Here is a 12,659-nt window from a genome sequence, read left to right on the forward strand (position 1 = left end):
TATGGCGAACCATTTCTTTCGATTCCCTCAAACACCCCACGTAACCTGGCTTGGAACGGACAGCCCTAGGGAAGACAAAGTATTATCCCAAAGCGAGGTGGCAGATTTATTGTCTAGTGAAGTGCTGGTAGAGGAAAAGCTAGACGGCGCCAATTTAGGTATATCAATCGATTCAAATTTTGAGCTCCAAGTTCAGAACCGTGGCCAGTATCTCCAAACACCATTTACTGGACAATTCTCTCGCCTAAATGGCTGGCTGGGACAGCACAGCTTCCGATTAATCGATAACCTGCGGCCAGGCCAAATTCTGTTTGGCGAATGGTGCGCTGCTCGTCATTCGATGGATTACACCTCCTTGCCCGACTGGTTTCTCTTGTTTGATGTGTATGACCTCCAGAAAAAAAAGTTCTGGAGCAGTCACCGTCGGAATAGTTTCGCATCGAAGCTTGGGTTGAGAGTTGTACCTAACTTATATCAGGGAAAAATCGAACTAAACCAGCTGGTCGAACTTTTAGCCAACAGTGAAAGCCATTATCGAGCAGGCCCCCCCGAGGGCATCATAATCCGAAAACAATCTGATCACTGGTGTGAGGCACGGGCTAAGCTCGTGCGTGCCAGCTTCTCCCAGTCCATTGAAGATCACTGGCGCAGTCGTCTCATAGAGTGGAACGAATTAAAACATGAGTAATCGCAAAGGGTATGGCGACAAGGAGCTGAAATTGCAGCAGCGTGATATCAGTGAGCTAAGAGGCGGCAGTAGTTTACAGAAACTCCGCTGCACCCTTTACCTGGCTGATTTCAGGGAGGAGGAGGAGTATTCATCTCAAATTTCTCGGGCGTAGAAAAAGTATTGACCGGCTGAGCGAGAATCGCACCGAACCCTGTGCTTTAAATGCCTAGAACAAAAAAAACGAATCGGGAGAATTGTATTGAACATGTTTCAGAGGCTCCCAGCCCATGTAATCGGCCAGATGATCAGCATGGCGAAACAGCGTGCAATCTACGCGGCGCCCTCCATCAATGATTCCGTCGCAGGCGCTCTTGTAGAGCAGAGCAGAGATGCACAGTTCCAGATTGTAGTCATTCTGGACTACGACGAAGACCTGTTTAGGTTGGGCTATGGCCTTGCTGAATCGGTAAACATGTTACGTGACGCTGGCATCAGTGTCCGTAAGGAACCAGGACTTCGAATCGGCTTCGTGATTATTGATGATCAGGGCTGGGCGTTCTCGCTTCCTCCTATGGCAGTCGAGTCCCAATCCTCTCATGACCACATTAACGGATTTGAGCTCACCCCCGAGCAGATTGAACGTTTTACCCAGTCCATCGGTATTGCCGATAAGGATGAAGATCGAAAAGAATCTGAAACACTCCATCCTCAGGCCGAGATCGGTCGAGAGACACTGCCGGATCAGGAAGTCAGCGAAACTACCACGAAACTCAATCGTAACCCGCCCCAGGCTTTCAACCTCCAGCGCCAGGTACGTGTCTACCAGTCGCGCCTCCAGTTCGTCGAGATGGAGCTGGAAGGCAGTAAGATTCAGCAGCGCACCATCCGTTTACCCAAAGAACTGAAACAATCGATCTTCGCCAATGATCAAGAAATCGAGGATCGGCTCAATGCCAACTACAAACTGGTTGACGGCAAATCCTCTGAAAAACTCTCAGCTTTGCGCAAAGAAGCAGAATCACTCCGAAACGATTACGCACCAGCCCTCGGTAAAAGACTCGGCCGCGTTATTCTAAGTACGAAGAAAAAAGAGTTTCTAGACAAAGTAGAGGACCTTCGTAAGCGCATCGAAATTTACTGCAAAGATGAGCGCGACCAGCTCCAAACATCTATTGAAACATCCATTCAAAGCCTCGCAAGCAACCTTGCTCCACTGGTTCATCAGCGTCCACCTAAGCAGCTGGCGGGTCGCTGCGAAGATCTGACCGTTGAGGTGTGCGAAGACTACCTGCTGGACGTTCTCCGAAAGGTGGCCCCCTCAGCACCAGAACTGCTGGAAAATACCAAGCTCCATGTGACCTTCAAAGATGTCACTCTGGAAATGTTGCAGAATCGAGAGTTTCAACAAAGAGTCAAGCAGGAATTCAAATACGAGAGTTGGGCAACGCCTTTCAGCGAGTTTACTGCGGCCGGATCGGCAGACAGCACAAAAGACGACAAATAATTCGTCGGACTTGATTCAAGCAGAGCTCTTCGTTGAAGCTTTAGATCGATATTCAGGTGGCTGGCATCACAGGGCCGACCGAGGAAGTACAAAATTATAAAAAGGAAGCCATGAAATGAACTTGAATGATCATATTACGGATTTGGCCCGTGACACTCTGGATGTTTTCACTCGGATTGAATCCGTCGCAAAAGAAAAAATAGCAGCCACGCAGGACATTGGCTCCGATGCGTTTGCCCACGCAAACACGTTTACAGGCACCGAGGCGAACCAAACACTCAACAAAATCAATCGAGAAGCGAGAGAGGGCTACTCTCAACTTGCCAGAGAGCCAGCAATAGCGCGACTTGTTTTGGAAGATGGAAGTGGGAAACACCAGATTCTGTACGTCGCCCGCAAATACCAGGTCGCTCTCGGCGAACGTGCACAACTTGCCAGTTATCATGCCCCAATGGGACGTCTGGCTTCTATTCCGGTTGGTGATGACGCTGAAGTAAATGGTCAGGTTTATACCGTCGTAGAGGCTTGCCAGCTCCACCCATCTTGTTTTGAAAACGATTGGGACTCCAAAGACTCGCGATTTGACCACGAGGAACTTGGTCAACAGAGTATCAGCTCCCTGCGCGCCCTACTCCGGAAGATCGACAGTACAGCTGCCGATGATTTCGATGCCATGCTGGCCGGAGAAGAAACTGAGGACTTGATCAAGAAAGGCTTGGTTCATGAAATCCGTCGCACAATGGGATTAAGAGACCAGCCGATCCTGGACAAGTTTCAGGATGAAATTTTCAGGCTTCCGCTGAATAGTAAACTGATGATCATGGGTCCTCCCGGGACCGGAAAAACCACCACTCTAATCAAACGTCTCAGCCAAAAACTGGACTCCGAGTTCTTGGAGCCAGCCGAAAGACGATTCGCTCGCCCCGATTCAGCAGGGCGAGAACACACCAAAAGCTGGATTATGTTCACGCCAACTGAGTTGCTGCGAGTGTATCTCAAGGATGCCTTTGCTCGGGAAGACGTTCCAGTCTCGAACAACGAGATCGTGACCTGGGAGAACTACCGCAGAAAACTGAGTCGTGAAAACCTGGGACTTCTTCAGTCTTCTACCAACACGGGCAAGTTCGTTCTGAAGGATAAACTTTCTGCGCTGAGCCTGAATGTGGTTGAAGATCCTATTAGTTGGTATGAAGCGTTTCGAGACTTCCATTCAGAACGATTATTCAAACAATTCGCAGACGGATTACATCTACTGGAAACTTCCAAGGGATATGTCGATGCTGAGCTAGTACGAGCTATTCGAGATATCCTTGGCACTCAAGACCACAAAAAACCTGTTGACACATTTGGCAAGTTGACTCGGTTGGAGGATGTGATCCAAAAGGCCTTACAAGACCTCAACGAACAATCAGAGCAACAGCTTAAGGAACTAGCCGGTCAGCAATACAAGCAATACACCCCGTTCTTTAATGAGCTTGCGTCATTCATTGATCAACTTGAAATTGAGGATGATGAAGAAGACGACTCCGTTTTTGATGGAGAGGATGAACCAGAAATCGAAGCAGAACCGGCTACCGGAAAGACGACCAATAAAGAGGCTTTTAACGCCTACAAGAAAGCCATTCGCTCTCTGGGGCGTTCACGATATCAAAAGCGATCGCTTCCCAAGTCAGGCAGGATCTATGCGATTGTCGAATGGCTTAATGAGCGGTTACCGACAAATGAAGAACTTTTGATTGTGGGTGAGCGGGCTTCCATTCGGAACGCACTCAATCGGTTCAGCAGACCTTATCGTCGCTTCGTTCGGGACGTACCTGCCAGCTACAAAGCTTTCCGTAGAAAAGCACTCTCGGACATGTCTTTTTATAGCAAGGCGCCGGAAAAGCCCAAACATATTTCCGCCTATGAGTTGGATGCAGTTGTTCTTCTTGCGCTGGAGAATAGTCGAAAGCTCATAGCCGATCCGAATATTTCAAGGAGCAACAACGGCGCCCTGCCCTCGTTTTTGCAGAACCTTTCAACAATGTTTCTTAACCAGGTGTTCGTCGATGAGGCCACCGATTTTTCCGCGCTCCAGCTGGCCGCAATGAAAAACCTATCGGGTCTTGACGCAGAGTCTTTCTGCGCCTGTGGTGACTTCAACCAGCGAATCACTGGCGACGGCATCCGCTCCAAGGAGCAGCTGAAATGGTTAGCCAAAGACCTTAGGGTGCAGAACATCAATGCCGTATACCGTCAAAGTCGCACGCTGAATCGCTTGGCCGGTGAGCTTCTGGCAGCGACCGGGGGTGACTTGTCTGCCCTTGGCAAACTGCCGGATTCTATTGAACACGATGGTCTGATGCCTGCTCTGGCTGAGCACTGTTCAGACATTGACTCCATCAGTTCTTGGCTAGCTGAACGAATCCGTGAGATCGAGTCGTTAACACCGCCGCTCCCCACCACCGCTGTACTGGTTCAGAATGATGATCAGGCAGAACAAATGGCTGAGGCACTCAATGAAAAGCTAGAGGACTTCAACCTGCGCGCCGAGGCTTGCGTCGGCGGCAAATCATTGGGAGAAGGAAACAACGTGCGCGTTTTCTCAATTGAACATATCAAAGGCCTAGAATTTGAAGCGGTCTTTTTCGTGGGAGTCGATGAGCTCGCCGAATTGGTTCCTGATCTCTTCGACAAGTATCTGTACGTTGGCTTCACCCGGGCTGCCACGTATTTGGGGATGACCTGTAATCAACAGCTGCCAGAACCTTTGAGCCAGCTTCGGTCTGAGTTTACGGAAAATTGGGACAGTTAGTGGCTACCAAAACTTTTAGAGCGTCACCACTGCTACAAAAGACTCGGACTTTTGTTTGGTGGGTGGATATTGATGGGTAGCAAACGACACGTTCGTTTCCGTAGAATCGGCCGCCTTCCCCGCCATAAGGGTCTTTCTACTCTGGAACCCTGAGGATACGCATTACAGGAGTTTTCGTTAGATGTCGTTACAACAAAGATTAGTCGATGAGTTGAATCTGCGGCCAGGCCAGAAGGCGATTCAGCTGGCGACAAAACTTGGTGTCGATAAACGGGAGGTAAACAGCCTTCTATATGGACCACTGAGCACCCAGTACTCACAGGACTCCCGATACTGTTGGTGGCCCCTAAAGGGGGGATCCTCAAGCAAACCGAACTCCGGAACGGGTGAGGCCTCGTTTACAAACACTCCGCTATCTCGCTTGGCTAGGTATTATCTGGCTTGCCTGAGTCAAGACGACATCGGTGAAGTAAGCACTTGGGCAAGGCCATTTCAGAACGATTTCGATTACGTACCTCTTCCTTCACTACCGGATGAGGACATCAATGCTTATCTCCAGTCGCCGGCCGGTAGCCAGTTAACCAATAAAATGCATCGGGATAGAAACGCCAAAATTCTTTACCTGGGTTATCCGATTGCCATTAACCGATTCACCTCCAAAGCTGGAAATGATATCTACCGTCTGGAGCCATTATTTCTGATACCAGTTCAGTTTGAAGGAGCCAACAACCGTGGAATGGCTTCGCTTTCTAATGACTTCCCGATTCTTAATACCGCAGTTCTGAAACGTTTTACGAATGCTGATCGGGATTCGCTGATGGATGAGCTCCTCGCCTTGGAGGATGAGCTGGGCTTTAGCGACGGGGCGGAGGTTCCAGAACTGGACGAAGTTGTACCAAGGTTACAGGCACTTCGCACCGAGTGGCCTTGGAAAGAAGTGTGCAACCCAGAGGAACTGTCGACATCACAACCCATACCAACCCTGAGCGAACCAGGTATCTACAATCAGGCTGTTCTGATGCTGGCCGAGCGTAAACCTTACACTCAGGGTTTGGAGACGGAACTGCGAGATCTGGCGGTTCTCAAAGAAGACCAGTACAGAGACACCGCGCTCGGTCGACTGGTGGATAATCGTTTTAATAATGAGAAAGACAGCCCTCTGGATAAAACACTGCTTGAAGTTCTGCCCATGAATCTTGAGCAGCGAATGGCAGTTGGCCAAGCCCTTTCAAAACCTCTGACGATCATCACCGGACCTCCCGGCACGGGTAAATCTCAGGTTGTTACTAATCTCTTAATTAACGCAGCCTGGCAAGGCAAGAAAGTTCTATTTGCCAGTAAGAACAATAAAGCGGTCGACGTTGTTGAAACCAGGGTAAATACCCTTGGACCAAGACCTTTGCTACTGAGAATGGGCTCAAACGCTTATCAGCTCAAACTCAAGGAATACCTACAGGCCCTATTGTCTGCCGCAGCATCAGAGGACGAAAAGCTTGAATACGACCACTCTGTTCAGGCCCATGATGCTCTGATTCAGCAATCTGAATCGCTTAAGAAAAAGCAGGCTGATTTTATAGCGTATCGCAATACCGTCGACAAGCTTGAGCAATCGATAGAAGAGTACCGAGAAGAGCTGGGCGAAAAGGTTTTTGCACGCGTTCGGACTTTGGATATGGAGGCGTTCGAAAACCAGCATCAAAGCCTGGAGACTACAATCCGCCAGGCTGATCAGACCCAACAAGGATTTTTCACTCGCCTGCTCTGGAACACTGCTAAGGGAAAAAGGTTCGAGCAGCTCAACGAAGCGATCATCGGCTTTCAACCGTTCATCGAGACTCTTGAGATAGAGGCTCCGCCGTCGGTCGTTGATGACGAGCATGTCCGGCAATGGGCCAATGTCAGCGGCAATATCAGCCTGCTATCAGGCAAAATCAGTCGGATTAAAAAGTACTTTTCAGCACTGACTGAATTGCAGCAAGGAACATCTCTTGAAGAGATCAATACACGACAGCTGAAACTCTATGAAAGCATCTCGGAAAATTCAGACAAACTCTGGAAAGGCTGGCTTAAGGTTAGCCCAGCCAAGCTAACCGCCAGTGACCGAACACTCTTGTCCCGATATGTTTCTGTACTCCAGATGATAACCGATTCTGGCGGCGGCAAAGTGCAGCGAAATGTATGGAAGCAATACTATGAGCTGACGGAAAAGGTTTCTCATCTCCTTCCCTGCTGGGCTGTAACCTCGCTTTCTGCTCGCGGGAAACTTCCTTTTACAGCGGGCTACTACGATCTCGTCGTGTTCGATGAAGCCAGTCAGTGTGACGTAGCCTCGGCGCTGCCGCTGTTATATCGAGCAAAGTCAGCAGTCGTGATCGGCGATCCAAAGCAGCTTCCGCATATCAGCAGTATCCACAAATCGCAGGACATGCAGCTGCTAGACCGGTTCGATCTGACCCAGGACTTTATCCAGTGGGCCTACTCTTGGAATTCGCTGTTCGATACCACCAGCTCTTACGCCAATGCTGAGGACATCGTTAATCTGAAAGACCATCACCGTTCTCATGCGGATATCATCAACTTTTCAAATGAATTCTTTTACGAGGGTCGACTGCGGGTAGCAACCCAGTACGACCGATTGCAGCGCCCTTCCCGAACAAGTCCGGGCGTTAGATGGCAGGATATTAAAGGCAAAACGATCCGCCCCAGCACTGGAAGTGCCGTCAACAAGCAGGAAGCACAAGCCATCGTCGAAGAGTTATACCATTTGGTGGTGGAGCAGCGTTATCAGGGCTCTGTTGGCGTTGTCACCCCGTTTCGTGCACAGGCAAATCTGATCAAGGAATTGTGTTTTAAGGATCGAACACTCTCATCGATGCTTGATGAGCGTGGTTTCTTATGTGACACGGTTCACCGTTTCCAGGGCGATGAGCGAGATGTCATCGTTTTCTCACCAGTGGTTTCTGAAGGTGCCTCCTTCGGAACCACAACGTTCCTAAAGCGAAGTGGCAATCTATTCAATGTGGCCATCACTCGGGCTCGTGCCATGCTTTTAGTGATTGGTGACTCTGACGCTGCAAAATCGAGTGATGTGGAATACCTGTCTGAGTTTGCTCGCTATGTGGAGCAGCTTAGTGAGGAAAAAATCAGCACAGAGCTCCAACTGAAACAGCCCGGAGGGCCAGAGTACCCCAGCATGGTGGACCGTTCCAAAGTATCTGACTGGGAGATTGTTCTCTATAAGGCCCTTTATGAAGCCGGCATCCGCACCATCCCACAATACCCCGTTGAACAATACCTTCTGGATCTGGCCATTGTTATTGGAGAAAAGCGATTGGATATTGAGGTAGACGGTGAGCGCTATCACCGCCTTTGGACCGGTGAATACTGTCGCCGGGATCAGATTCGCAACCAACGTATGTATGAGCTCGGGTGGGATGTGCTCCGGTTTTGGGTTTATGAAATTCGTGACGATCTGGATGGCTGTGTTGAACGCGTTCGTCAGTGGGTGGATTCGGCAAACAAAGACAACGGTCCCGAGGTTTCAGCCGTCGTTTCAGACACCTTCAAAATTTACTAGGGATAGTACTTTGGGTTCTTCCTGATCAAGAACAAGCCAACTTTCGAAATGGCAACGGAGAAAAAATATGGCTCGCCCGGCAGCGGAACAAACGGCAGATCATTTATTCAAAGCTGGCGAAACTTGGCTGAAACTCAGTTTAGCTGAGGGCCGATCCGTATTTTCGAACCAAATAATTTGGACGCCCGATAGCATCCAGGCCTTGGACACTTGGTTTTCCAATAACCTTGATGCAGGCGAAGGTGATTTCTTCGAGAAACTGGAAGTTCAGCTGTCCGAGTGTGACGCAGAGGTTAAGAAACTCGCCGCAGAAATTCTGTGGCTAATGCTCCTGTGCCCGAAAAACATAAGTGCTGGCAAGAAACGCGAATCGATCTTAAGGATTTGGGCATGGTCTGGGGATGAGCTGCCTGCTGACCACGCCTTACTTTCAGATGAAACGCTGGCAGGAGTGGGTAACGCAGGCACCAGTTTCAATACTAACCGTTGGCGTGAATTGGCTTACTGTGTTGAGCTTTTCAAGCGAACATTCCAGTTATCCGCGATAGAGCGACTTCAGTTGTTTGGGGATTACAACCAGCTGGCTGCGTGGTTAGGTGAGATTCCCGAGAGTGAGCGGCGGCAATTCCGGCACATGTTGCTGTACCTCCTCCACCCAGACCAAATTGAGCGTATCTTCAGTAGCGGCGAACGGAAGACCATCGTTAGTAAATTCACCGGCAAACCGCTAAGAGTTGTGAATAAGCTTACCGCAGCCGAGGTGGACGCTCAGATTCGAGAAATTCGTCAGGCAAAAGAAGCTGAGTTCGGCACTAAAAAACTGGATTTCTACCAACCTCCTTTGAAAGAACTCTGGAAGGACCAAACCACCAAAAGCTGGCTGTTTGCATGGAATCCAAAAAATTGGGACTGGGAAACGCTGCCCAAAGATATCGCTCAAACTAGAGAAGGTAAGCCGGTTGTAATGAAATGGCGTTGTGCCAACCAAGCAGCCTCTCCGGGCGACCGAGCGTGGCTGATCCGGCTTGGCGAAGAGCCCCGGGGCATAATGGCGACCGGTAACGTTGTATCAGAGCCTTACGAAGCCGAGCATTATGACGTTCAGAAAGCCGATCAAGGGGAAGCCTGCCTGTATGTCGACATCGAGCTGACAGCTATTAGGGACGTATTCAAAGATCCTTTCATCACAATGACGGAGCTCGGCACCATCACCATTGATCAACAACAGTGGTCGCCCCAAAGTTCCGGGATTGAGATCAAATCACGGAGTGCGGCCTTGCTTGATGAGCTTTGGCAAAGAAAACCCCTCAAAACTACCGAAAAGATCTCGACAACAAAAATGCAGCGCATAGTCGCTGAGCCAATGAACAAGATTCTTTATGGGCCGCCCGGCACTGGCAAGACGTTTACCTTGAATAAGCTCAAGGAACGTTACATTGTCAAACAGGCGTCCATTTCCCATGAGCAGTGGCTGTCAGAGCAACTCAAACCAGTGAACTGGTTTGATGTAGTATTCATGTGCCTGTATGACCTTGGTAAATCAGCCAAAGTGAAGGAAATAGAGGGCCACCCCTTCTTTATCCAAAAAGCAAAAGCAGTTGGTCGGCGCCAGCATCTTAAGGCTCAGATCTGGGCAACTTTGCAATCCCATACCGTTGATACATCCACTTCGGTGAAATATAAGAACCGGGTAGCGCCGCTGGTTTTTGATAAAGATACTGACAGCCGATGGGCCCTGGCTGGCAACTGGCAGGAGGACTGCGAGGACCTTATCTCACAGACCAAAATTCTAAAAGAAGGCGCTCCCAATCAGGCAGACCAGATTCACTACGCTTTTGTTACCTTCCATCAGGCATACAGCTATGAGGACTTTGTCGAAGGTATTCGTCCAGTACAGGATGCAGAAACTGACCAACTTGCCTATCGGGTAGAGCCTGGCGTCTTCCGCCAGATCTGTCAGGATGCGCAGAATGCCCCCGACACTCGATATGCGCTTTTTATCGATGAGATCAACCGAGGCAACATTGCCAAGATTTTCGGTGAACTAATAACACTGATCGAGCCAGATAAACGCGCGGTCTATGACGACGAAGGCCGGCTGACTGCAGGCATGGAACTAACCCTGCCCTACTCCAGGGATCAGTTTGGTGTGCCCAGAAACTTGGACATCTACGGTACGATGAACACAGCTGATCGTTCCATCGCTTTACTGGATACGGCTCTAAGACGCCGCTTTCGCTTCGAAGAGCTTATGCCAAATGCCAAGGTCATTTCTGGCTCCCGTGGCGATGGCTACATTGAAGATGGTGAAGGCGGTTTGATTGATCTTCGGGCTCTGCTAAACACCATGAATCGACGTATTCGATTTTTGCTTAACCGGGATCTAACGCTTGGTCATGCATATCTTTACAGCGTAAAAGATTTCAAAGCTCTTCGGGACGTTTTGCTCAACCAATTTATCCCGCTTTTGCAGGAATACTTCTATAACGACTGGCACCGTATTCAGCTAGTGTTTCGGGATGTTGAACAGGATAATCGGCCAGTTGAACCACAGATCATTGAACATGAAATTTTAAGAACCTCAGATGTTCTGGGCTTTGAACACGATGATTTTGAAGATTTGGCAGATTACCGGGTAGCAGCACCAGAAAACATAAACCCGGATGCGATTCGTAAAATTTATGAATCACAGGAATGAGCCGTGAGTGAGGTTCTGACCTGCCTGGAACACCAGTCTATTCCGATAAGGCCTACCCGAAATTCGGGTGATTTTGCGATTACCTCGGCACAGGCTGCTCAGCTCAGTAAAGCGAGAACCATTCCTCCAGACGCGTTTCGATGGGGCCACCAGTCACTGCAATGGCGCCAATTCTGTGGTGTGATTCAGCTGGAAGGGCTCACCCTAGAAATACTTCCCAAGATTTACGGTAAAGAATCAGAGCCAGGCTCCTGCAGACTAACCCTCATCAGAATGCTCCGCAAAGCCGGCATGATGAAGGTCCACCGCGGTGCGGGAGCATCCATACACGCGCAGAATCATTCCCTGTTAGATATTTTCATTCAGGAGTTCTGCCTACTACTTCGCGAACAGACGCTAATCGGCAAGCCCCGCGACTATCAACAACAGGAGGCTAATCTCGGGGTGGTCAAAGGCAAGCTTTTGGTGAACCAGCAACTCAGGCAGAATCTGGCACACCGTGAAAGGCTATACTGTCAATTTGATGAGTTGACTGATGACATCGCCATCAATCAGATCATTAAGTTCACCCTCCGAATTCTGTTCCCACAATGCAGATCCAACCAGTCACGCAAAGCTGTGACTGAGCTGCTGATGCAACACGATGCTATTTCAGAGGCAAGTTTTTCTTCGCCCGATATCGACCGGATCCAACTCAACCGGACCAACAGCCGCTATGGCCCCCTATTAGATTGGTGCCGTCTCTTCCTGGATACTCGAAATCCAGATGTGACGGCCGGCAAGCACAACTTGCTGTCAATTCTGTTCGATATGAACGTCTTATTTGAACGGTGGTTGGCCGCCGAGCTGAGACCTATTGCTCATCAAGCTGGCTTAACTCTTAAAGAACAGTCGCCTCGCAGGCATTTGGCCTACAGGCCCGATATTGACCAGGACGTTTTCCAGACACGCCCGGACATTAGTCTGATTAATCAAGATAAAAAAGTGGTTCTGATCCTAGATGCTAAGTGGAAGATTCTCGACAGCACCGAGGCTAAGCTTGGTATCTCTCAGCAAGATCTCTATCAGCTTACGGCTTATGGAAACCTGTACAATCTTCACTCACTAGCGCTGATTTATCCCCGGCAGCAAAATCTTAAAGCCCACTACCCTGTTCAGCTTCACGGCAGGCAGCGGATGAGTCTCGATGTTTTTTGTGCCGATGTTACGAGAGGAATAAGCGAATTGGTTCAGGCAGCATTATTGAAATCGCAATCCACTCGGGTTTGAGGTGCAATTGTCAGGCAGAAGATTGAGATTGTAGAAAAACTTCGGCCACGCACGCGAACAGATGTGCGCTCCAAACCCACAGAGCCAAAATAGGCGTCCTCATCAGATTCGCAAGGACGTAGACCTGATCGAGATAACGAACTAGCC

The 12,659-nt window shown here is 49.4% G+C and carries 6 protein-coding genes; all 6 read left to right on the forward strand.

What is annotated here, in order from left to right:
• Window position 1: 1 nt before the first annotated feature.
• The 6 genes from ACTRWH_RS09480 (at window position 2) to ACTRWH_RS09505 (ending at window position 12,512) form a co-directional block, all read left to right on the forward strand.
• On the forward strand, window positions 2–688 hold the full coding sequence (locus tag ACTRWH_RS09480; RefSeq protein WP_462826354.1) for an RNA ligase family protein: 687 nt from the start codon (window positions 2–4) through the stop codon (window positions 686–688).
• 241 nt (window positions 689–929) lie between these two features.
• Window positions 930–2,174 carry a hypothetical protein gene (locus ACTRWH_RS09485; RefSeq protein WP_462826355.1) on the forward strand — a complete coding sequence of 415 codons (1,245 nt, stop codon included), beginning with the start codon at window positions 930–932 and terminating at the stop codon, window positions 2,172–2,174.
• Window positions 2,175–2,289: 115 nt separating this feature from the next.
• Window positions 2,290–4,968: an ATP-binding domain-containing protein gene (locus ACTRWH_RS09490; RefSeq protein ID WP_462826356.1), complete on the forward strand. Its 2,679-nt coding sequence runs from the start codon at window positions 2,290–2,292 to the stop codon at window positions 4,966–4,968.
• A gap of 181 nt (window positions 4,969–5,149) precedes the next feature.
• Window positions 5,150–8,545, forward strand: a complete 3,396-nt coding sequence (locus tag ACTRWH_RS09495) for an AAA domain-containing protein (protein ID WP_462826357.1) — start codon at window positions 5,150–5,152, stop codon at window positions 8,543–8,545.
• Window positions 8,546–8,612: 67 nt separating this feature from the next.
• A complete protein-coding gene (locus ACTRWH_RS09500; RefSeq protein ID WP_462826358.1) occupies window positions 8,613–11,243 on the forward strand; it encodes an AAA family ATPase in 2,631 nt (876 codons plus the stop codon).
• Window positions 11,244–11,246: 3 nt separating this feature from the next.
• Window positions 11,247–12,512, forward strand: a complete 1,266-nt coding sequence (locus ACTRWH_RS09505; RefSeq protein ID WP_462826359.1) for a 5-methylcytosine restriction system specificity protein McrC — start codon at window positions 11,247–11,249, stop codon at window positions 12,510–12,512.
• Window positions 12,513–12,659: the final 147 nt, after the last annotated feature.

Source organism: Marinobacter sp. G5_S1_61_S3, from assembly GCF_054968585.1.